At 46.0% G+C, this 23,203-nt stretch carries 21 protein-coding genes; 16 read left to right on the top strand and 5 right to left on the bottom strand.

Translation table 11 applies throughout. From position 1 onward, the window contains the following. Window positions 1–34 precede the first annotated feature (34 nt). Window positions 35–1,171, top strand: coding sequence for a rhomboid family intramembrane serine protease (locus tag H3H32_RS27930; protein WP_182459023.1), 1,137 nt, complete (start codon window positions 35–37; stop codon window positions 1,169–1,171). Between the two features lie 16 nt (window positions 1,172–1,187). Here the strand turns inward: H3H32_RS27930 and H3H32_RS27925 are convergent, their stop codons facing one another. Both H3H32_RS27925 and H3H32_RS27920 read right to left on the bottom strand, forming a co-directional pair. Then, complete coding sequence (locus tag H3H32_RS27925) at window positions 1,188–1,532, bottom strand: winged helix-turn-helix domain-containing protein (RefSeq protein ID WP_182459022.1); 345 nt, start codon at window positions 1,530–1,532, stop codon at window positions 1,188–1,190. Between the two features lie 45 nt (window positions 1,533–1,577). After that, window positions 1,578–3,620 (bottom strand): hypothetical protein, encoded by a 2,043-nt coding sequence (locus tag H3H32_RS27920; RefSeq protein ID WP_182459021.1) that lies wholly within the window; start codon window positions 3,618–3,620, stop codon window positions 1,578–1,580. 218 nt (window positions 3,621–3,838) lie between these two features. On the opposite strand from H3H32_RS27920, the gene H3H32_RS27915 reads away from it, so the two are divergent. From H3H32_RS27915 to H3H32_RS27850, 14 genes are all read left to right on the top strand, one after another. Continuing rightward, complete coding sequence (locus H3H32_RS27915) at window positions 3,839–5,221, top strand: cytochrome ubiquinol oxidase subunit I (protein ID WP_182459020.1); 1,383 nt, start codon at window positions 3,839–3,841, stop codon at window positions 5,219–5,221. A gap of 74 nt (window positions 5,222–5,295) precedes the next feature. Further along, window positions 5,296–6,330, top strand: a complete 1,035-nt coding sequence (gene cydB / locus H3H32_RS27910; RefSeq protein WP_182459019.1) for a cytochrome d ubiquinol oxidase subunit II — start codon at window positions 5,296–5,298, stop codon at window positions 6,328–6,330. 480 nt (window positions 6,331–6,810) lie between these two features. Continuing rightward, on the top strand, window positions 6,811–7,182 hold the full coding sequence (locus tag H3H32_RS27905) for a hypothetical protein (protein WP_182459018.1): 372 nt from the start codon (window positions 6,811–6,813) through the stop codon (window positions 7,180–7,182). 4 nt (window positions 7,183–7,186) lie between these two features. Continuing rightward, entirely contained in the window at window positions 7,187–8,095 is a 909-nt protein-coding gene (locus H3H32_RS27900) for a S8 family serine peptidase (protein ID WP_182459017.1), read from the top strand. Between the two features lie 58 nt (window positions 8,096–8,153). Further along, window positions 8,154–8,960, top strand: a complete 807-nt coding sequence (locus H3H32_RS27895; RefSeq protein WP_182459016.1) for a hypothetical protein — start codon at window positions 8,154–8,156, stop codon at window positions 8,958–8,960. 133 nt (window positions 8,961–9,093) lie between these two features. Next, a complete protein-coding gene (locus H3H32_RS27890) occupies window positions 9,094–9,756 on the top strand; it encodes a hypothetical protein (RefSeq protein WP_182459015.1) in 663 nt (220 codons plus the stop codon). Further along, on the top strand, window positions 9,753–10,868 hold the full coding sequence (locus H3H32_RS27885) for a sensor histidine kinase (protein WP_182459014.1): 1,116 nt from the start codon (window positions 9,753–9,755) through the stop codon (window positions 10,866–10,868). Before H3H32_RS27890 ends, H3H32_RS27885 begins: the two co-directional genes overlap by 4 nt. 88 nt (window positions 10,869–10,956) lie before the next feature. Continuing rightward, on the top strand, window positions 10,957–11,580 hold the full coding sequence (locus tag H3H32_RS27880) for a response regulator (protein ID WP_182459013.1): 624 nt from the start codon (window positions 10,957–10,959) through the stop codon (window positions 11,578–11,580). Between the two features lie 190 nt (window positions 11,581–11,770). Continuing rightward, the gene (locus H3H32_RS27875) at window positions 11,771–13,240 is read left to right on the top strand and encodes an outer membrane protein assembly factor BamB (RefSeq protein ID WP_182459012.1); all 1,470 of its coding nucleotides are present in this window, start codon (window positions 11,771–11,773) and stop codon (window positions 13,238–13,240) included. A 184-nt stretch (window positions 13,241–13,424) separates the two neighbouring features. Then, window positions 13,425–13,820 (top strand): hypothetical protein, encoded by a 396-nt coding sequence (locus tag H3H32_RS27870; RefSeq protein ID WP_182459011.1) that lies wholly within the window; start codon window positions 13,425–13,427, stop codon window positions 13,818–13,820. After that, a complete protein-coding gene (locus H3H32_RS27865) occupies window positions 13,810–15,129 on the top strand; it encodes a hypothetical protein (protein WP_182459010.1) in 1,320 nt (439 codons plus the stop codon). Before H3H32_RS27870 ends, H3H32_RS27865 begins: the two co-directional genes overlap by 11 nt. Before the next feature lie 109 nt (window positions 15,130–15,238). Further along, a complete protein-coding gene (locus tag H3H32_RS27860; protein WP_182459009.1) occupies window positions 15,239–16,525 on the top strand; it encodes a hypothetical protein in 1,287 nt (428 codons plus the stop codon). 30 nt (window positions 16,526–16,555) lie between these two features. Next, window positions 16,556–17,899: a hypothetical protein gene (locus tag H3H32_RS27855; RefSeq protein WP_182459008.1), complete on the top strand. Its 1,344-nt coding sequence runs from the start codon at window positions 16,556–16,558 to the stop codon at window positions 17,897–17,899. 39 nt (window positions 17,900–17,938) lie between these two features. Further along, window positions 17,939–18,514 carry a hypothetical protein gene (locus tag H3H32_RS27850; protein WP_182459007.1) on the top strand — a complete coding sequence of 192 codons (576 nt, stop codon included), beginning with the start codon at window positions 17,939–17,941 and terminating at the stop codon, window positions 18,512–18,514. A gap of 82 nt (window positions 18,515–18,596) precedes the next feature. Here H3H32_RS27850 and H3H32_RS27845 read toward each other — a convergent pair whose 3' ends face one another. Further along, complete coding sequence (locus tag H3H32_RS27845) at window positions 18,597–19,643, bottom strand: sterol desaturase family protein (RefSeq protein ID WP_240543508.1); 1,047 nt, start codon at window positions 19,641–19,643, stop codon at window positions 18,597–18,599. Between H3H32_RS27845 and H3H32_RS27840 the strand changes: the two genes are divergently transcribed. Beyond that, on the top strand, window positions 19,633–20,637 hold the full coding sequence (locus tag H3H32_RS27840; RefSeq protein ID WP_182458304.1) for an IS701 family transposase: 1,005 nt from the start codon (window positions 19,633–19,635) through the stop codon (window positions 20,635–20,637). The genes H3H32_RS27845 and H3H32_RS27840 overlap by 11 nt on opposite strands. Window positions 20,638–20,794: 157 nt before the next feature. Here the strand turns inward: H3H32_RS27840 and nfi are convergent, their stop codons facing one another. Both nfi and H3H32_RS27830 read right to left on the bottom strand, forming a co-directional pair. Then, window positions 20,795–21,490, bottom strand: coding sequence for a deoxyribonuclease V (nfi, locus tag H3H32_RS27835; protein WP_182459006.1), 696 nt, complete (start codon window positions 21,488–21,490; stop codon window positions 20,795–20,797). Between the two features lie 142 nt (window positions 21,491–21,632). Beyond that, entirely contained in the window at window positions 21,633–23,171 is a 1,539-nt protein-coding gene (locus tag H3H32_RS27830) for a S41 family peptidase (protein WP_182459005.1), read from the bottom strand. Window positions 23,172–23,203 lie beyond the last annotated feature (32 nt).

Raw genomic sequence — 23,203 nt, 5'->3', positions numbered from 1 at the left:
ACCGCCTTTTTAATCTAAAGCCACCCGTTCGATTATGAATTCAGAAAATCCTGATGCGCATGAGCCTCACTATACGCCCAACTCTGAGTCAAGGCCACCAAGAGCCCAGCAGTCTAATCCGTTAGAACTGCTCAAACCCCGCGGAGGATATTTAATAACGCCTATACTTATCTGGTTGAATGTAGGCGTATTCCTGCTTATGGTTATCAGTGGGGTAAATGCCCTGGAACCGAGTGGTGAAGACTTAGTTAAATGGGGAGCTAATTATTCGCCCTTAACAACCGGTGGGCAACCGTGGCGATTGCTGACTTGTTGCTTTCTGCATATTGGGATCATCCATTTAGTGTTCAACATGTATGCACTGATGCAGATTGGGCCTATTCTGGAGCCATTGCTAGGTAGCCGTCAGTTTACAATAGCGTACCTTACCGCAGGCTTGATGGGTAGCGTTGTTAGCGTTTGGTGGCATGATGTTGTTAATGGAGCAGGCGCGTCGGGGGCTATTTTTGGCATGTACGGCGTATTTCTGGCCCTCCTGACGACTAACTGGCTCGAGGCCACCGTGCGTAAGGCGTTGCTTCAGAGTATTCTGATTTTTGTCGGGTTCAATTTATTCGTGGGGATGCAGGCACACATCGACAATGCAGCCCATATCGGCGGATTACTGGCGGGGCTGTTTACGGGGTACGCCTATTATCTGTTTGTGCTGCGCTCCAATCAACCGGCAAACCGAGCCCTTTTGCCAATGATTGTTCCACCGGTGTTGGCGATAGTGCTGGCTGTATTGGTCTATACGTATAAATCGAACCCACTGGCTGATTTTGATCGACTGATGGGGCGGTTTAACAAGCTTAATGGTCAGGCGATGAGTGTTTTTCAGCTACCGAAAACTACCCCAGCGGCTGGGGTAGCTAAGGCAATAAACGATCAGGGAGTTGTGGCCTGGGAGGAAGCTATTAACCTGCTCGATGAGGCTGATAAACTTGACTTGCCGGATGGGTACCATCAGCATACGAAATTGCTACGCCAGTACACTATGTTACGATTGAAAAGCTTTAACCTTCTGCAACGTTCACTGGCGGATACAACCCATATTTACGACAAACAGATTGGACTCTACGACCAGCAAATCGCAGCGGTTTTAGAGCAGTTGAGCGCGAAAAAGAAATAAATCAGCCAGTTGGCGACTAGGGGAGTTTTGCCAATTCGTCAGTCAGGAATTTCTGGAATCGCTCCTGCAAGCTCTGGTAATAGGTGAGGTATTTCTCGCCTTCTTTGGTCACGATGGTTCCTCCGCCCTTTTCGCCCCCAGTTTGTGTAGTAACAAGAGGTGAATCGGCTTGTGTATTCATGGAATGTACCATTTCCCAGGCCCGTTTATACGACATGTTCATGGCCTTGGCCGCCTGATTGATAGAGCCCGTTTGCTGAATGTGCCCAAGTAATTCCAGCCGACCAATGCCCATAAACCGTTCGGCAGAATCGTTGGAGAGGGTTTCGAGCCAGATGCGGCCGTTGATGCGAAGGTTCATGCCGAATGCAGAAATTGGTTCTGGCGGCTAAAGTACAACGATAAATTAATTGGCTACCCGCTTCACCTTCATTTGTCGGAAAGCGCCTTTCAGCTTTGCTAACTCTTTATTCGTTAAACTAATTGAATCTTTGGCCTGTTGGCTCAGGCTTCGGGCGGCACTGTCGGACAGAAACCAGCCCAGCGGATACTTGTCGTTGTAGGCAAGGCGCAGTGTTAGGTAATTCGTTTTGGGGTTGTCGAAGCGGTTCATAAATGAGCTGAACATATTGTCGCGGGTGGTAGAGCCGTTGTCCCAGGCATTGAAAAATCCTAACAGAGGTATCTGAATTGCCTGTACGATGGATCGCTTTTGAGGGAGCTTGCCAATGGTGTGGCTATTCTGAATGAAGAGGATATACGGAATGACGGTGACGCGCTGGGCTGTATCGAGCTGCCGAATAAGCGGGACGAGGTTATTTAGAAGCTGGATGCAGGTTTCAACCCCCGAATTGTCGAAGTAACCACCATCGACGACGTGCCCGCCATATCGTCTTTTTCGGCCATTCCCGAGGAGCGTGTCTTTCTGAATCAAACCGCCGTTGGTCACGATTGGAAATCGGCTACACAACGATGCGGCTGTTTTCAGCGGGACATCGGTGCCCAATACGTCCAGCGTAGAGACTACATTTTTAAAATAACCGGGATCGAGTTGCAGGTTTGACGTGACGATTTTCTGACCCGATTCGGCCAGTGTGCCATTGAGCAGGAGGGAAGGCAGGTCGTAATTATAGCCCGTTGGGGTTTGGTACAACTGAGTCAGCGACGAATCGAGGGTGTGCAATCCAATATTATCGGCGTAGGAGTCCGCCCAGGAATCTTCGAGCCATTTTGCCCGCTCAAGGGTTGGTAAAGGCGTTGGCACAAACCGTTGAATTGACTCAGGAAATAACAATGCTGCTGATACCGCCGATAAATAATCGTCACGGATGACGTTTCTGAATTGCTCGAATCGGCCTGTACGTTCTGTTTCGGCTACATCGCGAAGAAAAGCTGTGTAAAATACCGTTCCAACACCCCCGCCCGATACCCCACTGAGTGCGTACACATGTCGGCTAAATCCCGGAATAATAGAGTCGAGCCGAATAAGCGCTTCCGCAGTCCAGTTCAGTGCTCGAATACCTCCTCCTTCGGCGGCTACCAGTACCAATGGAATCGTATCTCCTTCTTCCTGTCGGCGGGCGGCAATCCATTGGGCAAAATGCGCCTGGATTGTGGGGCGTTGCGTTACGGGCATGACGGATGACTTCGTGGCCTGTCTGACGGTAGTATTGTCGTTAAAAGTGCTGATGATAATTAAGTAAACCAGTACAATTAGCATCAATGGCCGATAGCGGTAATCGTTGAAATAAATGATGAGGCTACCGATAAATGTGTACAGAGTAATGCCAAAAATGATAATGGCCGTTGGGCGGAAACGTTGAGCAATGCCCCAATTAACGGGTAAACTGAACAGAACAATCAGGCTTATGCTTAACGCAAGCCCACCCGTTGTGACAACCCGGCCAAGTGGATTTCGCCAAAGTGCTCGTATATCCTGTGTGAAATTGGTGTAGCGTTCCGAAAATTTCCAACGTGCAGGAAGGGCAAAAACCGGCACATAATGCTCGATGGATAGAAAGACGATCAGCATCAGGTAGCTTTCGAGAATCAACAGGTATGATTGCCAGTGATCGGGTTTCCAGAAGGCATAAGCCAGAATGAAGGCCGGAATCATACCGCCGAGCTTGGGAAGCCATCGGAGCAGTAAATCACACTCACTATTTAGCCGTAAGCCAACGGGCGAAATATGTAAGATCATGCGCGTGCAACCATAGACCATCCAGCTCCAGATGAAGGTACTTAGCAAAATGGACTGGAAAAGTCGACTAAAAATGCCGTCGTCGATTACGGCATTGATCATGTCATCGGCCTGATCGGGTACGGTGAGCACATACAACGAAATAAGCAACGTAACGATGATCAGAAATGCCTTTCGCTGGGTTTGGTAAAACGCGATGACGTAATTCCGGAATTGTCGCGAAACGGTAGGAGGGCCAATGGACTGCACAGGAAATTGGATTGATCCGTCAATTTATTGAATGTAATTCTTTATCAGGTATCGGTAGCTAAACCAGTAGTAATTTTTCGCTAAAAACTAGTGAAATGCCATCCGCCTTATAGGCATCCCGTCGTACCTTTCGGGCGATAGTTTTCTCGCCTAGTTCGCCCCCTTATCGCACTGCCTGTCTGCGATCTCGGCGACCTGTCCCCACTATCTCGCTGGTTATGGACAATGTTGAGTTACTCTCCCGGATTCAGTTCGCTTTTACCATCGCGTTTCATTACATCTACCCGCCCTTAAGTATTGGCTTGGGTGTTTGTCTGGTGATTATGGAAGGTCTGTATCTGAAAACAAAAGACAAAGTTTATGAAGAATTGACCCGTTTCTGGGTCCGTATTTTTGCGCTCATTTTTGGTATCGGTGTCGCTACGGGCATTGTGATGGAGTTTGAGTTTGGTACTAACTGGGCCACTTATTCCCGTTATGTTGGCGATATTTTCGGCTCGGCGCTGGCGGCCGAAGGTATTTTTGCGTTTGCGCTGGAATCGGCGTTTTTGGGTATCCTGCTGTTTGGTTGGAATAAGGTAAGCCCACGAGTCCATTTCATGGCGACCATCCTGGTGGCGCTCGGCTCTATTTTCTCCGCGCTCTGGATTGTGGTGGCAAACTCGTGGCAGCAAACGCCTTCGGGTTATCGGATTGAAGGAACAGGTATGCAGGCCCGCGCTATCGTTACCGACTTCTGGGCGATGGTCTTCAACCCGTCGTCGGTGGAGCGCTACTCGCATGTGTTGATTGGCGCTTTGCTGGCTGGTTCGTTTTTGGTACTGAGCGTAAGTGCGTGGTATATCCTGAAAAAGAAGTACCTCGTTCATGCCGAAGCCGCCTTCCGAATCGCGCTCTGGGTGGCAGCCATATCAGCGCTGGGACAACTGTTCACGGGTAGTAAATCGGCGGAGGTAGTTACGAAATACCAACCCGCGAAACTCGCGGCCATGGAGGGTCACTTCGAGAAATCAGCACCCGGCGATATGTATCTGATAGGTTGGGTAAACGCGAAGGAGCAGAAAACCACAGGCCTAAAAATTCCCGGCGGCTTGTCCTTTCTGGTTCATCACGATGTCAATGCGCCCATTCCTGGTCTGAACAGCATAAAACCCGAAAATCGCCCAACGGCGGTCAACTTCGTGTTTCAGACCTACCACCTCATGATTAGCATTGGTATGTTGTTGATTGGGTTAACTCTCCTCGGGTTATATCTACTCTACCGAAAAAAACTCTTCCAAACGCGCTGGCTGATGAGCGTTTTTGTCTTCTCGGTTTTGTTGCCCCAAATCGGTAATCAGGTAGGTTGGTACACCGCCGAAGTAGGTCGCCAACCGTGGGTGGTGTATGGTTTGCTACGTACATCTGACGCTCTTTCGCAAGCCGTCAAAGCCGAACACGTTCTGGCATCGCTCATTATGTTTACCTTCATTTACGTGATGCTATTTGTCTTGTTTCTGTATTTGCTCAACAAGAAAATCCAGCACGGCCCCGATGTGATTTCGGACGATGAAACGTCTTCCCGCATGAATCCATCGCTTTCATCTTTAATTAGTGAATGATAGAATGATTGAGTGAATAGCTGACGCAAGCCATTATTCATTCACTCAATCATTCTATCATTCAAAATTCAATCATGGATACAGTCCTCGGAATCGATCTTCCCACGTGGTGGTTTTTGCTGATTGGTGCGCTGATCAGTGGGTATGGTATTTTAGACGGCTTCGATTTGGGGGCCGGGGCGTTGCATCTGTTTTTTCGGAAAGAACAGAGTCGCCGGATTGCCCTCAACGCCATTGGGCCAGTTTGGGATGGTAACGAAGTCTGGCTAGTGATTGGGGCTGGTTCACTATTTGCCGCGTTTCCGCTGGTGTACGGCACCATTTTGTCGGTGTTTTATTTACCCTTCATGTTGTTTCTGGTGGCCATTATCTTTCGGGGTATCTCGATTGAATTTCGGAGTAAGGAGAAAATGAAATGGTGGCATCAACTGTGGGATATCAGCTACTGCGTATCCAGTACGGTTATTTCGCTCCTGTTGGGTCTGGTTTTGGGGAATCTGATTCAGGGTATCCCGCTCAACGCCAATCATGAATTCGTCGGGCGACTACGCGATTTTTTTAACCCCTACGCCATCCTGATTGCCGTTACCGTACTGTCGCTGTTTATGATGCACGGAGCCATGTATCTGCTTATGAAAACCGAAGATCGGTTGTATGCCAAACTGACGATCATTGCCAATAATACCAGCAAGTTTTTTATCCTGTGCTTTATGGCTACATCGATGGCGACGCTTATTTACGTGCCGCACATGACAGCTATTTTCAAGGCATATCCTGAACTCTTTGCACTGGGCATAGCTGCCGTATTGATTGTCCTGAACATCCGCCGGAGCATCGAAAAACGGCAATATCGACGTGGTTTCATCTCCTCATCCGTCACGACGGCCTTATTGTTGATCCTGTTCGCAATGGGCCTGTATCCAAACTTAGTGCTATCGAATATCGATCCGAAAGGAAGTATCAGCATCTACGAAGCTGCTTCGTCGGATGGGTCATTACGGACAATGCTGTTGTTTGCCGCTATTGGGATGCCGTTAGTCGCTACCTATACCGTATTTATGTTCTGGACCTTTCGCGGGAAGGTGAAACTGGAGGAACATAGTTATTGACAGTGTATTGGATGGGCTGCCGGTTCTGCATAACGACACAGCTATCTTCAGCACAAGCGCAACCGTTTTATCACAGCTTAATAAAAGGTGCATTAGATTTTTTGAACGGCTGATAAACAAAAGTTGACATTTGGTAAGTTATTTGTCACATTACTGTCGATTTCAGAATACTTCCACAACCATGCGAATCCTTGTTGCTGAGTATCTAGTCTGTTGCAGTCAAAATACCCAGAATACTATCCCCATGTTTTCTGTATTCCAGGTAGATGGATCACCCAAATATGCGATGGTGTACTGTTGGTATTCCTGATACTTTTACGCCTGCTAAACAGCTAGTTGCTTCCACCTACTAGTTAAATTACTTAGGGAGTTTCTTAGTCAGCGATTTTAATTGAAGACAGGATGGATATAATTTCAATAAAAGACCCCAGTAATTGTGTTAGGCCGAACTTGATCTGTTTACCGTTTCGGGATAAGTATATGGACTTATTAACCCGATTTGTGCCGACCAGGGCTCAAGATATGAGCTTTATGGCAGGAGTACAAGACCTTCTGGTTCCTCTGTATTTCAATTACTTTGAACCGTTAAGCCAGCCTACGGGCCAGGCTACCGCCAGGGCCTTGTACCAGCAAGACAAAATCTGGTTCTTCAATGTATTCGTAGTGAATACGGTGGATGGACGATTGCACGGTCAAATTGGCGCCGGATTAAATCCCTTATTCGACATAACCTCAACTAGCGGGATGGAACTCCCTACAGGGCTTTTTGGAAACTGGAGGCCTTCCGGTAGTGGACTAGGGCCAATAGTCATCCCTGGTGCCAACCCTAATCTGGACATAGACCATCAATAGTACCATGCTATTATTTTCAACGGATAACTGGCATCCTGCGCCAACTGACTACCCTTCTTTATATTTGGTTGATAAGGAGTGGTATCTCTGGAGTGCAACTCCTACACCCACGTTTGGCCCATTCAGCTATACGAGACCGGCCATTGACCGCAACATTGTAAGTGTGCGGCAGTATGCCAGAGAATTCCACAGTGAAAAAACGCTGGCTGTTCTGAAGGAGATCGTACCTGATTTCCCTCCTGGGAAAATGACCCTTATTAGCGCGAATCGAATCAATCAATCACCTATGTTTCCATGGCGAACGAACATTCCCGAAGCCATAGAGTCGATACGATTTATGACTCCGCCACCTGGGTCTGTTGTTATGGTAAATCTTTCGCCTGTTCATGGCAGCTCGGTTCTGACTGACAAGTATATAGGACAGCAACTGGTTAAGCTAACAGCGAGTGGTTGCGTCGTTATTGTGTCGGCGGGAAATGAACTTCAGTTATTGTCTGCCGATAGTATCCCATCCGGTAATCAGGTTGTGGTAGTAGGTGGATACTCTGCCCAATCCAACACTCCTGAGAGTAATTATGGCCCTGGGGTTACAAGCTACATGCCTGTCCCTATTTCCTTGACACGCTACGATGTTGCGATGACCTACGGGCAAAGTTCGGCGGCTACGGCGCAAATGGCTGGTGTTGTACTACTGATGCAGAATTATGCCCACTCTCGTAGCCGATTCCTGACGCCTTCGGAGGTGAAAAGCATACTAAGCACACGTGGGAAGCCCATTTCAATTCAGCGAGATAGGCAAACGGTCAACAGCTTTACGCCGGTCTGGTCGGCATTGAGGGTAGGCATTGATGCAAAATTAACTCCACCTGTTTCGCCAATTGGCCGCATTCCGAACATGCCACCAGGCAATTAATGAAAACTACCTTTACCCTATTTTTAACAATTAATTTATTGATTTTCAACCAAGCCATATGAACACACCACCAACACCACTACCACTGACAAGCGAACAGCTTGACTATCTGGAAGGATTAAAATCGGGCGATGTACAACAATCAGGACTACAGGTCAGAAACGTGCTGACAAACCCGGATCGGGTGGAGTTAGCCGATAATTACCAAACGGATGCCGACAGGTTTAGCGCCTTTCTAGCCTTTAAGGGACAGCCTCATCCATCGGCTACGGCTTTAGCGATGCGTATTCCGAAACAACAACTCATTGATTTACTGACCTACTTTAAGGATAAAAACTGCCTGTTGCAGACGAACTGCTTCGGGTTTACCAAATCCGTTAAGAACAAAGGGGAGATAATTCTCATTAGCCGGGGGAGCTTCTGGCAATCGGCGCCGAAAATAACCGATGAACTGGTTTGGGGTAAATTTTTGGTTGAAGAGCAGGTCGTAAAATCGTACGGCGAACTTGATTTAAATAAACCCCTCAGAAACAGTGTAGCCCAGCGATACATCCAGAATTTCCTGAAAATTTATCCCGATTTGGGTGCCAATGCAATACATGGTTACCTGTTCCCCGTCAAGGCAATGCTTACTTTGCTCAATGATCCTGCTGCCTTTGGCCCTGAAACCCATTTGCGCTTATCCTGGGGCTTAATTACGTACAATCCGCTAAATCATGTGCCGGGGAATTTTAGTCTCCTAATACAGGCCGATGACGCCAGCCAAAACGGATTTGTTCTCGAATTTCGAACGACCAACATAGCGCCGAATGATGGGGATGGTTGCCCTCCAAGACAACCCTGTAATCCTCCCACTCAAAACTGATGTTAGTTGAGCATTCCCATCAGTTCAACACAGCGCTTTCTTTGTAAAAAGAATTTGGCAAAAATACGTTTTATGAAAACGTATTTTTGCCAAATATGGGCTTCAATTGTTGCCAACGAACTATAATTTTATTGTGACGCTCTACGATATTCTTGACCTAATCCTGTATGTTTCTACGGCGGTTGTACTGATACCTATTGGGCTTGGAGTAAGGTATTGGTCTGAACTCTCTGCTCGGGAGCGAGGGCTTATCTGGTTCCTGACCGGGATATTAATAGTAGAGGTGGCGGACACCATTCTTCGTTACAGTTATATCAGGAATCATTTTACGTCTTACTTCAGAACCCTGGCTGTCTTGTTGATTGGCGCTTATTTCTACGGTGCAAGTGTCGGTTGGGGACGTTGGCCACTATTCCTGTCTGGATTGGTGACGGTGTTGCTGCCGGTTGAAGTAGTTGGATGGGTTGGATTTAATCATATTAATTCACTTACAAGATCGGTTGCCTGGTTTCTGCTGGCTATGTATGCGTTTCGGAGCCTCATTCGGTTGTTCGATCAGCCGAATGAGGTTTCCTTACGTCAGCAACCAACTATTTATTATGATCTCGGTTTTTTCCTAATGGGCTTTGTCTCCGCCGGAACTAAGTATTTTGAAAATTACTTTATCGAAACTTCGCTCGACTTATATTATTTTTTCGATACATTCACGGTAATGATTAATGCCTTGGCCTTTGGCTTGTTTTCGATTGGGCTAGTCCGAAAACACCGGACTACTGATCTCCGTTTGGTATCATGAATCGCCGGATATTGATCAGCAGGGTCGCTTTTTTCTTGTTCCTTTTTTGTTTACAGGCCCATGCTCAGTCGGTTAGCATCATAGATGTTAAGGCGATGAACCGTGTGTTTGTGAAGCCCGAACCATCTACTTTCAGAAAAGGCGATTCATTGATACAGTTGAGTTACCGACACAACAACACCGTTATCTATTTCCAATCGCCGGGAACAGATCATTTGTATGAATACAAAGCCAGACAGCTTTTTTCTCAGCCGATTACGACCCGTGATAGCTTCGCTGTTCTCTCCAATTTGCCTAATGGTGAGTTATTATTTGAGGTAAAGGATGCCCGATACCCCAATAGTCGCCCGGCCCGCCTGAAAATCATTGTCGAATCGCCACTTTGGTTGCGTTGGTGGTTTTTGCCGATGATGTTTTTGTACGGACTGGTATTCGTGAGCGCTGGTTTGTATTTACTGTACCGCTATCGTCTTCGCCAGCAACTGCGCCTGCTTTCCGTCCGAGAAAACATTGCCCGCGATCTTCACGATGACATGGGCAGCTACCTCAGTTCTATCAGTATGCTCAGTCAGAGCGTGCTCAATATTGCCCAGAAAGACCCGAAACATGCCCGGTTGTTAGTCGACAAAATTGGCGAAACCGCCCGGCAGGTGATGGACTCGATGAGTGATATTGTCTGGAGTGTAAATCCCGAAAATGATTCGATGACCCAGGTGGTTGTACGAATGCGCGACGTTGCCACCGACCTGTTGGGTACTCAGGATATTACATTGCATCAGGATATTGATGAAGCTGTACCGCATATTCACTTGCCGCTTGAACAACGGCGTGATTTCTTCCTGATTTATAAAGAAGCCCTTACTAATATTGCTAAGTATGCATCAGCTAGCCATGTTTGGGTACGACTTCAACGTAGCGGTTCGTTGCTGATACTGGTAGTACAGGACGACGGAGTGGGGTTCGATACCCAACAGCCCGTTGGCCAGAATCCACTGGGAGGCAATGGACTCAAAAATATGCACACCCGAGCCCAGAAATTAGGCGGGACACTTTCCATTCAGTCAACACGCGGGGGTGGAACCACGCTTACCTTACAAATTTTAGGGGTGTAAGTCTGTATCACATCGCATATTTATGGGATTTTTCGATACTTATAAAGCCCTTACTTTTACGGATTGACACCTCTACTTCTCTTGACTTATGGCAATCCGCATCAGCATATACGAAGATAACCAACCGTTGCGTGATGCACTCTCGCTACTCGTGCAAACAACCGACAATTTTGAGTTAGTCGGCGCTTATGGTGATTGCCTGAATCTAGACCAGCAAATGGCTACCCATCGCCCGGATGTGGTGCTTATGGATATTGATCTCCCCGAAATATCAGGTATCGAAGCCACGTTGAAGCTGCATCGGCAATTTCCCGAAACCGATGTACTTATACTGACTGTATTTGACGATAGCGACCGAGTATTTGATGCTATCAAGGCCGGGGCAACGGGTTATCTACTTAAGAAAACACCGCCAGTACGCATTTTAGAGGCTATTCAGGAAGTGTATGAAGGGGGCGCACCTATGTCGCCAGGTATTGCCCGACGTGTGCTAAAATCCTTACATCGTTCTAGCGCTCCTCATGAGTTAGACCAGCTTACGCCCCGCGAAGCAACCGTACTGGCATTGCTAGCGGCTGGGAATAGCTACAAAATGGTGGCTGCCGAAGCGGCTATAAGTATTGATACCGTCAGAACGCACATTCGGCGCATTTACGAAAAACTGCACGTGCATTCCGTTACCGAAGCCATCGCTAAATACCTGACTCGGTAATTATTCTTCCTCTCGTCTTATCACTAACCCTGGCCTTCTGCTGGGGTTTTTATTTACCTATTACTTTAAAATTCAGGGCTTTATTAAACCGATCGTCGCCATATCATGCGATTGACGAGCGAGTGTAAATACTCCAACTTTGAGCCAGTCAAAAACATCCGCTCCTATTCGACTTTAAAACAGATGCATCATGAAACACACATTTCCACTTCTATCTACCCTGTTTACCCTATTGCTGTTGTGGGCCACCTCCTGTAAGAAAACTGAGGATACGCCATCGCCCGGTGGGAGTACTACCAACCCCGGCACCAAAAGCTCGGCCAAATCCATTACAGCCTTCGCCTTCAACGGATTGAATCCCACCGTTACAGCCACCATCGACGCCACAGCTAAAACCATTTCGGCCACTGTTACGGCCGGAATGGACGTGACGAAATTAGTGCCCACCATCACAGTATCCGACAAGGCGACGGTTTCACCGGCTTCAGGAGTGGCGCAGGATTTTTCTAAAGTGGTTACCTATACCATTACCGCCGAAGATGGCAGTACTCAGGCCTATTTAACTACCGTTACGGTGGAGAAGCCAGTCAACAACGGCACTGTATATGTTGGCAACTTGGATGGCGTTTTGGTTGCAGTGGATGCGCTGACTGGAGACAAGAAATGGTCGTTTACGGCTGGTGGCGCTATTGAGTCCACACCAACGGTAGCCAACGGACTGGTTTATGTTGCCAGCTGGGATAAAAAACTCTATGCGCTAGATGCCGCTACTGGTGCGAAGAAGTGGGAGTTTGAGACAAATAAAATTCACCCATTTGCTGCGCCAATGGTTGCCAATGGAATCGTGTATTACGGTGGCGATCCATATCTGTACGCATTAGATGCGCTGACGGGGGCCAAAAAGTGGCAGTACCAGGGCGACGCAGTTCGTACGTTTGACGCATCGCCAACAATGGTTGATGGAATTGTATATGCTAGCCTCCGCACATTTTCGCCCCCTGTTTTCGGGCTGGATGCGTTGACTGGATCTCTAAAGTGGCGATCTGTTGAAACAGATGGCTCGGGCATACTAAGCTCCTTAAGTGAATCGTCGCCAGCTGTTGCCAATGGCTTTTTATACATTGGTTCAGAGGGAGATGGAGTCTCCGCCTTCGATCTAAAAACCGGCGCTTTAAAATGGCGCTTTACGGGAGCCAGTATTGCCAATTCGTCGCCAACAGTCACTAACGGTGTTCTGTACATTGGTAGTGGTGTATTTGGTACAAACAATAAAAAACTGTACGCTTTAAATGCTACTACAGGAGTCAAAAAATGGGAGTATGCGATTGACGAAAGCACGGCCGGTTATTCCTCGCCCATTGTTGCTAATGGCATTGTCTATATAGGAAGCGGTTCTACACTCTATGCGGTTGATGTGGCATCGGGTGCTAAAAAATGGGACGTTAAACCCGAAGCCAACACGCTAATTTACTCGGGACCAGTGGTTGCCGGGGGCTATGTTTACCAGGGTATTGGCAAAAAACTGTATGCCTTCGATGCTGCAACGGGCGCTAAAAAATGGGAGTACGATACGGGCCGAACCATCGATCAATCTTCGCCTTGTGTACTAGCTAAAGATGGTACCGTTTATCACGCTGGTATCAGTGGCATGGTGCAGTAAGTAGTCGCAGACTAAGAGCTACCCTTTACCTTCTACACGCCCTCATCTCTCTGGCGCAGTAGACGCTGCCTAGCACAATTATCTAGCTGATTTTTCATAGCTAATGCTCACATAGCAAAGCGTTCCCTAACGCCGACTAGGGACCTATATATCCAATTTTTTCAATTTAAAACTAAATAAAACAATGGCAAATGAACCAGGATTAGCGATTTTGACTGTTTTCAGTCAATTAATTGACAGAATTAAATCCAGTCGTCCTGTTCGGACTGACGGTAAAGCGCTGACAACAGGCTTTGTTTATTCACAATTAGTATTGGGAGAAATGGTTGATCCCAAAGACTATGCTAATGCATGGTCACCAATGGGCGGCTCTTCGTTGCAGGACGATGTAAAAGCGGCTAACGGGGGGGGGGCCTCTGTCTACTTCTCCCACTCCGACTGCGGATGGAACTACGACTACTCCATCATCGAACGGGGGGACTTCTTCCGCAAACAAGCCTGCCGATCCAAAATTTCGGCGAGCAATAGCAGCCGCTTACCGGACGGCCCAATTAGTAGACAAGAGACTGATGGTCACTAATGATGATTCTTATCTGGAGTATCCAGGCACGCAACACATCAGTTTTGCTTACGAAAACATCATTAATGGTATTCAGCCAGAGCCTGCTCCATCTATGGCACCGGAGGTGAAGAAACGCATTGATGATGCGCGGAAACTACTTTATGAATTAGATGAAGATGGAGATATCACTGGTAAATCTAAGCTCTATCGCAATTACGTGAGAAATGCTAGTGATTATGCTCAGGCTAAAGTAGACTACAGCGATGCACAAAATTCTTATTTGAACGATGTAAACAGAGCCGATAGCTGGCCAATGGCATCCGTTGTCTACCAGCGCAAAGTAGATGATGCCTACGATGCCTGGAAAACGGAAGGTGCCGAACGAGTGGAGCAGGCTCTTGACACAATTGAGTCAGTTGGAGTCAATATGCAAGCCAGGATGACCACGAAATCCCGCAAACTATTCGATGCTTACAATTTAGGCTTGGCCGGGGTACCATCGCCCATTCCGTATTCTTACGTTAATCCTACACACTGGTATGATTCAGATGATGATAGCGAGGGGTGGCAAACATTGACTATTAGTAGCAATGAATATAATAGCCAATCGGCTGCTCATCAAAACAGTACATACAAACAGCATTTCGAATCTCATTCGTCGTCATCGGGTGGCGGAGGGGCCATTTCATTCGGTTTTGGGTTTGCTGGTGGTAGTGGTGGTACCAGCTCAACTGAGCGAGTGATTACTACGGGGGGAAGTGAATCGGAGCAGTATCAATTTCACAATGATGCTACTGATCTGAGTATCGAAATTACATACGGATTGTGCACGATTGAACGCCCGTGGTTTATGGGTGATCTGTTCTACATGCAAAAATGGTACTTGGTCAATAATCCGGCTAAAGCCATTAGTGACGGCCTGATCGATACGCAGATAAGAAAAGAAGCACCTTTGTTGCCAATGGTGCCCATGCAATTTCTGGTTATTAAAAATGTAAAAATTAAAACCAGTACCTGGGGGCAGGACGGACAAACACTCAACAATATGTACCGACAAAGTCAGGATACCAGTAACTCAACCAATCAGCACGTCAGTGCTGGAGGTGGTATATCCTTAGGGTTCATCTCGTTTGGTGGGCACGGCTCTCATGATAGTAGTGATGCTATTGCCGATTATGCTGGAAGCACAACGAGTAACTCCAATTCCGAGTACGGGTGGCATTTTGACGGCTCAACACTCGAAATCAAAGGAACCCAGATTATTGGTTGGTTAAGCGATATTTTGCCCGCATCTCCACCCGAGTCCGATCCTGGATTAACTACATAGGTTTTCTCAAGATCTAGTGCGGTAATCCTTACATAAAAATTAACCTTTTCCGGTGCAAAATCAGGTGCGCACCGGAAAAGATTATTCACCTTATTCTATCCCTACTACTATGAATGAAATAGATGATCTAATGCAACATGTCTATGACTATTTTTTAGATAAGTTTCATCAGCAAAATCCTGCTACTCAGAAGGATGTTTTTTTATCGTTTGAACCAATCGGTACATCCGTTAGCCCGTCAGATTTCAAAATAGATAAAACAGGAGGTGTTTATTCGCCAGCAATGGCCGTTGAAACCCTCTCGGGCTTAGTAAATAATATCCCAACGGTTGATGCTAATACCTATAACCGAACAGGAAAAACGGTTGAAGGTCAGTACAGTACTATTCTAAACGGTGCCTTTTCATTGACTTCAGAGGAACCTGATATTTCCTTCTTTAACCACGTCAAAAGCCAGGCTCTCAGAACATTTGAAAATACACCTATTGGTTCTCTCAAAGAAAACAATCCCACATCGTTCCACCCAGCCTATGCAACCCCCACCGATTGGTATGACGCTACTACGCAAGGCAATTGGTCAACATTTACATATAGTAACCAGATACAAAGTAATGAATCGACCAGATCAACTTCGTTGGTCAAACTCAATCCGGAAATCCGTCGGTGGATGTGGCAGGTACTGCCTCCAGATTTTGTTCAATTAGTTAGCCAGCCACGGTTACTAGACAAAGCAGTGCTACAGTTGCAATTGCAGTCAATTAACGAAGAACAGGCACATGTAGGTATTGATCAGTTAGTGAAGCCACAACTCTTAAAGACTGCCCTATTGGCAGTAAATAGAAGGGCTACCATGTCGGCCATGACAAGTACGGCATTTCATGTTGATGGTCGGATTGATTCAACGGTTGTTCATCCATTGCCTGATAAAATATTTCAGATCAAATCAAGTATGATGGACATGCAACGGGTAAAACAATCACTCTTACTGAGCACAACCGCAACGTATGTTCAACGTGCCGACTCCCTGAAAATTTCATTCGACTATTGTCTGGTTCAGGTAAATCGCCCCTGGTTAGATGACTCCTTTCTGTTTTTGAAAAATTGGTATATGCCTGGTTACCAAGAGGGTGTGTTCTCAAATGGGATGGCCGCCAATACGGGGATTTTTCCAGCTCTCCCCATTGCTTTCATTGTGGCTAAAGACTTAACGATTAGTGACTGGGCAGATGAGGAGACGCAAACCGTAGAAACCGCACTATCACTAGGCCCTTTTTCCCTAGAAGATAGAGCGATTAGCCAAGCAGAAACTAAACGGTCGCTGACTAAAAGGGGTATGCAAATTATCGCCTGGATCTGCCAACTCATGCCCACATTACCCCCAACTGCCAAAGCTTGATAAAAACTACTATAAACACAAGCAGAAATCATGAATCCGATTCCTAATGCCAATTCGCAACCGTTAGATGACTTCGATACATCGACAAATGAATCACAAACTCTAGCTTCAGAAGGGGAAGAACAGTTGCCGCCCGCTCCTCTCAATGTTTATACGGACGTAACTGATCGTGTTCTCAAAGAACTAAATGTTGTGCCAGGAATGACTAGTCGATTAGGTACAATAAATCGGTCTGAGAATGTATTGCCGATGATGCAGATGCGCGCAACTAATCTGCCCGAACTGCCTGACGATGATTCGGATGCAAATGCATTTTTAATAGCTTTTGAACAGGCTAATGTTGACGTTTTTCCAACTATCGATGCTGGTTTTACCGATATAACCTTTAGCGTACCGCAAGCTCAGGAAACAGATAAAGAAAATGTTTTTGACTTTACTCTGGGAAGCTTCGAATTTACCACTAACGAATCAACGACGGTTATACTGGAACGACCGGGAAATGTTTTTCCCAAGTTAGTAGCAGTTAATGTTCCCAATCGCCTGTTAACAAGTGAACTGGATTGCTGGCCGGTTCTTATTTACATTCATCCGACAGCCGGCCAAAATCTGAGCACCAATTATATAAATGCAGATAATCTGAAAAGTATAGATGATGCACACTTCTATCCTTACGGCTGGGACTTCTTATTTCACATGTTCTGGAAGTATTTGTTTTATGAAACTTTAGGGGCCAACACAAGCACTAATGTGGGTATTGTTTATCAACATCAATTTAGTGGTAAAGACGTGATTACAGTACTGCCTATTCTGAATCAATCCGATTCAATCAATATGGGTGATTTTAATAATCCAGACTCAATTTTACAGATTTTAGGTGAAATAAAATGGTATTTCACCCAGCATGTCAAAATGAATGATGGACTGGTTTCTACTGATAATTTTCGGGTGGCGATGGCGGCCTATAGCTCAGGAAATGGATTGCTAAAAACCTTTCTTGCCGAAAAAAATAACGCCTTTTGTCAGCAGATACTTAAAGAGGTCTACTTTTTCGATGCTCCGACAGGAATTGGTCCTGCCTGCGTTACGAACGCTCTACAATGGGCAGGTAATGAATCTGATCGGTTTATTCGCTTTTATTCGCAATGGAGCTATGCTAATTATAGTTCAATTGTAGGAAGTAACGCTACTGTTTTACCTGGCCAACTTGTAGCCAACCCAGATAAGCCATATCATTCGATCGCTTTGTTAAATGACTCTTTCTGGCATCAACTGTTACCTGGTTTATTTCCTTCTGACACTGGTGATTGGAGCCAGTATCATTCCTTAATTGCTACAGGTATGTTAACCGATGCGCTTACTCGAAGTGGATTTTAAGTGATCTTACTCATTGACAAAACTAGCCCCTTATTCACTATGAAAAGCCTAATTCTAGCCATTTTGTTAATTTCTACCTGGTTACCTGTCAATGCACAAATAGATAATTATTCTATTAATGGGAACAAGGTTTTTATATTTAAAATTGGCCATTTTATCGTCTATAAAGACGGAACATATTCCTTGCAAACTTATCAAACAATTGAAGAAGGAGAAGTTATGTTTAAACTAAATTTCGATGGAAGTTTTACGGTTATGTCATCGAAAATACAATTAAATAATAGTCAGAATTATATTGCTTCATTAATCACGCTATTAAATGACAAACAGATTTCTGGAAATATATCTACTCTGAAAGCTACTAAAATTGAAAATGTTACTATCTCCTATACTGGGGATAAAGTTACCCGAATCGGTAATACTAGTATTTTCTATACTGGAGATAAAGTCATTCGAATTGGGAATACTAGTATTTTTTATACTGGGGATAAAGTCATCCGGATTGGGGATATTAGTATTTTCTATACTGAAGATAAAGTTACCCGAATTGGCGATACTAGTTTTTTTTATACTGGCGACAAAGTTAGTCGAATTGGGAATACCGTATTGCCGTAGCACTAAAATTGAGTATTCATTATCAATTAGAGGGAAATAGATAGACTGGTAGAACGCTAGGTGGGTTGAATAGTAGCCTTATTCAAGGCTTCGCCCCTAAACTCAACTCCTGCTGATGCTCTTTGATGTAATCCGCCTTCACAACGGTAGCGGTTTTGTGATCGCCGGTATGACTCCAGCCGGGTGGCATGAAAATGTAGAGGATTTTATCTTTAAGGCCAGGAGCATGGTATACATCCTTACCTAATGCGACAATCTCGCCAAAATAAGCATCCAGGAAATCTCCCTTTTTCATTGGGCGGCTGATTCCATATTCGATTTCCATGCTTTGTTTTTCATCCTGTAAGGTACCAAAAGCCCGATCCCAGATATTGAGCAGATTACAGAAATTCGTATCCATGTACAAGGGGTTACGAGCATGATGAACGCGGTGATGCGATGGTGTAAGGATATATTTATTTAAGAAACCCAGTCGACCGTCTTTTAGTAAATTTTCGCCGATATGGATAAAAGCTCCCCAGGTTCCGTCAATGAACATGATCAGGAAGAGTAGGGGTGGATTTACGCCTAGTAATATACAAATGGTGGTACGGATTATATCGGTATAGGGTGCTTCGAGAAAAAAGTGGGCATAGGTTACGGAGAGGTTCATATACTCCGGCGCATGATGCGTGGAATGCAGACACCAGAACAGCCGAACTTTGTGTCCGAAATAATGATAGACGAAGTGAGCCAGCTCCCAAATCACGTAGCCGTACACAAACCAGTACCAGGTGAGAGTAGTCTTGACGAGTGCATAAGGTTCAAACAAGCCGATGCAAAAGGCGACCATGGCAATGGATAGAAAGCTGGAGATGAAGCGATTCAGAATATACGTGAATAGAGAGATCTTGTGTTGAGAATGGGAATAACGTCGGTAAAACAATCCCCGAATGATTTCGATAAGTAGTAATACCGGAATCAATGGTCTTAAAAAAGCCTGAATACCTTTTAGAGTCAGTAGTGCTTCATAGTTCTGTGTCCGAATAATTTCCCAAAGCTGATCGAATCCCCAAAAGCCGGTGAATTCTTTATAAATAGGACTTACGCAAAAGTGGTAAATTGAAATAAAAAATAGCTTGAAGGTCACCGCACAACTTTACGGACAGTTTCTACTGAGTAGCCAGATCAACTATACGGCTACCTACTTGGCTGATCACCTGGAAGGGATCACCCATGACAATGTGCAGTACTTTCTCAAAGCTAGCCGAGTGGCACCTCGCCAGGTCTGGCAACATGTCCGCCACCAAATTCAACTGGATACCGATGGCTATATCCTCTTTGATGATACCGTGCTCAATAAAGAACATAGTCATAAAATTGAACTGGTTCGTCGGCAATACAGTGGAAATGCTCATGGAATCATCAAAGGCATCGGTGTGGTTAATTGTGTCTACTTCAATCCTAAAATTAATCAGTTCTGGCTCATTGACTACCGTATTTTTAATCCCGATGAGGATGGAAAAAGCAAGTTGGATCATGTGTTGGACATGCTTAACCAACTAGCACCCCGCCAGATCAGTTATCGAATCGTCTTAATGGACAGTTGGTATGCTGTGACCGACCTCTTCAAGTGGCTCATTACCAATGAAAAACTGTTTTACTGTCCTATCAAGAGCAACCGTAAGGTCGATGATTCAGGTGGCAAAGAATCGTATCAACCTGTCAGCTATCTGAGCTGGTCAGCTCAACAGGTGCAGCAGGGTAAGCTGGTTAAAGTACACAAGATGCCTCAAAACACCTATCTTAAACTGTTCCGCGTACTGGTGTCTACCCACCGGACGGACTATATCGTCACCAACGATTTAGCTCAAAATGAGACGAGTGCCGCTGAAGAAAAAAGTGGTATTCGTTGGACAATTGAGCAGTTTCATCGAGAAGATAAGCAGATCACGGGTCTGGAATGTTGTCAATGTCGATTAGCTCGTAGTCAACGCAATCACATTGGCTTAGCGGCTCTGACTTGGTTACGTTTTAAACAGTTGGCTTATCAGACTAAGAAAACGGTTTACCAACTCAAACAAGGCTTATTAGATGCTTACCTTCGTCAAGAGTTGGCGAATCCTTCAGTTGCCTTTGCGTAAGTCCTAATAAAGAATCTCGAAGATGTTCATGGTGTACAACGGGTTTCCGGTAGAAATGATCTGGGTTTAGTTCATGCACAAAATAGCCGCAATCAGGATAAACAACTTTTGTGGGAATTTATACCGTTCATTAGCTACAGGCAACCCTTGTCATCAATTATCCCGCCATCGCTTCCCGCTCACCCCGCCGTAACGCATTTACCAGGTTGTGCGCCCGGCGGGTGGGTTCGGGAATTCGATAGCCACCGTTGCAGGCCAGCGTTAACGAAATAGCGGTTTCCAAATCGATCAGGTGACCGGGCGATACATAGACCGGATTGACTTTGTTTTTCGTTCGCAAAGCGGCACCGATAACCTCACCATAGTGCTTCATGGGCGACCAGTTACCTCGTTCCAATGCGGGTTCGTCATACTTGCCAACCAGCACCGATTTACCGCATCCGAACGTAGGTCGGTTAAGAAATAGCCCCGCATGTGAGGCAATCCCGATACGTCGGGGATGCGCTGTACCGTGACCATCGAACATCACTACATCAGGTTCGATGGTCAGCTTTTGCCAGGCTTGTAGTAGCGAGGGAATTTCGCGGAACGACAGTAGACCTGGAATATAAGGAAAAGGGGCAGTGCTAACGACGCCCGCTTCTTCGATGGTTTCGAGCGTGTCGAGTCGTAGGACAACGATGCCGGCGTAGACGGTTTCCTCAAACTTATTGAACGAAATGTCGCAGCCCGCAATCGTTTTAGGCTGTTCGGTCAACGGCTCAATGCGAATCTGGGAACGCAATTGCTGTTGTAGCGCGACAGCTTCGGTGGGTGTTACGTTCCAATCGTGAAGCGGTTGATAACTGGCCATAGAATAGGTGAGGTTTATTACATAACACCAGATATGAGCAACAGTTAGTTGAGACAAGAGTTTCTGACAGGATTTACAGGATAAAACAGGATTACTAAGACGAAAAATCCTGTTTTATCCTGTAAATCCTGTCAGAAACTCTCTACTTCTGTTCCCGAATTAACTTGGTCACAAAATTCAATTGAGCATCCGTGTGAGTCAGAATGTTAGTTCGGGTAGTTGGAACATTGTAATCAGGTAGAGTGCCACGACCTTTCTGCTTCGGCTCGGGTACGGCGTCGTTGTAGTAAACCAGGGGCGTTGTTACCTGCATGCCTGACTTGGGCAGATCAAGGGTGATGAAGCTACCTCCATTGCCACCTTCATACGCGCCACCCGATTCAGTTCCAATAAATACGCCGACTTTATTGGCGTGTGCAACGGCCAGAAATTCCGATGCGGTTGAGGCACTTTCGCCATCCATTAACACGTAAACCTGACCTTTAAACCGATTAGGTTTAGGGGCATATCGTTTAGGCGTTCGGCCAGTCGAATCGATTCCACTGTCTTGCTTCAGAGTAAACGTACCATCAGGTTCAGGCGTCAATTCGTTCTTTGCATTCTGTCGGTCAGCTTCGGAAAGGTCTGAAAACGTAAGAAACTCGCTACTACTACCCTCGCCATTGGTGATGCTATGCTGGCGGGTGTAATAGGGAACGGCGGAATCGGTTTTCATCAGATAAGTAAACAATTCAATACCCTGGCTGTCCCAGCCACCCGTATTTCCTCTGACATCGATAATAAGATGTCGTATCCGCTGCTTCTCGATTTTAGCCAGGCTTTTGTTCATAAAAGCCTGGAAGGTAGTGATGGCTTCTGCCCCGTTTTTAGCCCCTTCGCCACCAAACCCATCGAACCGAAGAATAGCTGTGTTGGCCAGTGTATCGGGAAAGCTGAGCCGCCAGGGATGTTTGTGTCTTTTGTTGACATACCAGGCTACCATCTGCTTGTTGACCGGATTTTTGATCATTTGCCGGAGCGATTCGCTGAATGGTTTGGCGGGTGCATTTACCTGAAGGGTATCACCTGTCAGGCTGCGGAACGTGAGCGAAAACTGATCCGGCTGGCCAATGAACCAATAATAAAACAAGTTAAAAAACTCACCTCGCAGTTGGCTTTTCGAGGATTGGATATACCCATCGGCCCAATGTTGACGGTACAACTGCTGACGAACATCGGCTATCGATTGTCCATTGATACTCAATAGCTCAAAGCCAGGTTTGATGGTTTGATCGGTTGTTCCGTTCAATAGTACGAAGACGTGCTGCTGAGTGGGTAGTATAAAAAATGGAATGGTTTTCTGGACTTTATTGAATTGCGTTCGCCAGTCTTTTTGCGGTAACGCATGCGTATGAGCGCAACGGATATCAGCCAGTAGACCATTGACCGTTTTGAAGAATCTGTAGAAAGATTGTGGTTTCGTAAACGACCGATCAAGGCTGTCCAGCTTGGCTTGCATGCTGGCTTTGGCTGTGTAACGATACAAGCCCGGATGCGTTTCTTCCAGCAATCGACGGAGGTAACGGAAGTCAGCTTGCATGTCTGCCGGTTGCAGGACTCGGGTTGATAAGGAATCCGTTCCTGGCTGAGCATTCAGGGGGTAAGCGAGGAGGAAAAGGAGACTACAGTAGAGAAATTTCATGGATTTAGGAAGTAGCTTAAACAGGAATGAAT

The sequence above is a fragment of the Spirosoma foliorum genome (assembly GCF_014117325.1).
Lineage (GTDB): Bacteria > Bacteroidota > Bacteroidia > Cytophagales > Spirosomataceae > Spirosoma > Spirosoma foliorum.
This window is presented reverse-complemented; position numbering and strand designations above follow the sequence as displayed.

Coding starts and splice junctions, on each gene's coding strand:
- H3H32_RS27930 (WP_182459023.1), top strand. CDS start 35: ATGAATTCAGAAAATCCTGATGCGCATGAGCCTCACTATACGCCCAAC.
- H3H32_RS27925 (WP_182459022.1), bottom strand. CDS start 1,532: ATGAACCTTCGCATCAACGGCCGCATCTGGCTCGAAACCCTCTCCAAC.
- H3H32_RS27915 (WP_182459020.1), top strand. CDS start 3,839: ATGGACAATGTTGAGTTACTCTCCCGGATTCAGTTCGCTTTTACCATC.
- cydB (WP_182459019.1), top strand. CDS start 5,296: ATGGATACAGTCCTCGGAATCGATCTTCCCACGTGGTGGTTTTTGCTG.
- H3H32_RS27905 (WP_182459018.1), top strand. CDS start 6,811: ATGGACTTATTAACCCGATTTGTGCCGACCAGGGCTCAAGATATGAGC.
- H3H32_RS27900 (WP_182459017.1), top strand. CDS start 7,187: ATGCTATTATTTTCAACGGATAACTGGCATCCTGCGCCAACTGACTAC.
- H3H32_RS27895 (WP_182459016.1), top strand. CDS start 8,154: ATGAACACACCACCAACACCACTACCACTGACAAGCGAACAGCTTGAC.
- H3H32_RS27885 (WP_182459014.1), top strand. CDS start 9,753: ATGAATCGCCGGATATTGATCAGCAGGGTCGCTTTTTTCTTGTTCCTT.
- H3H32_RS27880 (WP_182459013.1), top strand. CDS start 10,957: ATGGCAATCCGCATCAGCATATACGAAGATAACCAACCGTTGCGTGAT.
- H3H32_RS27875 (WP_182459012.1), top strand. CDS start 11,771: ATGAAACACACATTTCCACTTCTATCTACCCTGTTTACCCTATTGCTG.
- H3H32_RS27870 (WP_182459011.1), top strand. CDS start 13,425: ATGGCAAATGAACCAGGATTAGCGATTTTGACTGTTTTCAGTCAATTA.
- H3H32_RS27865 (WP_182459010.1), top strand. CDS start 13,810: ATGGTCACTAATGATGATTCTTATCTGGAGTATCCAGGCACGCAACAC.
- H3H32_RS27860 (WP_182459009.1), top strand. CDS start 15,239: ATGAATGAAATAGATGATCTAATGCAACATGTCTATGACTATTTTTTA.
- H3H32_RS27855 (WP_182459008.1), top strand. CDS start 16,556: ATGAATCCGATTCCTAATGCCAATTCGCAACCGTTAGATGACTTCGAT.
- H3H32_RS27850 (WP_182459007.1), top strand. CDS start 17,939: ATGAAAAGCCTAATTCTAGCCATTTTGTTAATTTCTACCTGGTTACCT.
- nfi (WP_182459006.1), bottom strand. CDS start 21,490: ATGGCCAGTTATCAACCGCTTCACGATTGGAACGTAACACCCACCGAA.
- H3H32_RS27830 (WP_182459005.1), bottom strand. CDS start 23,171: ATGAAATTTCTCTACTGTAGTCTCCTTTTCCTCCTCGCTTACCCCCTG.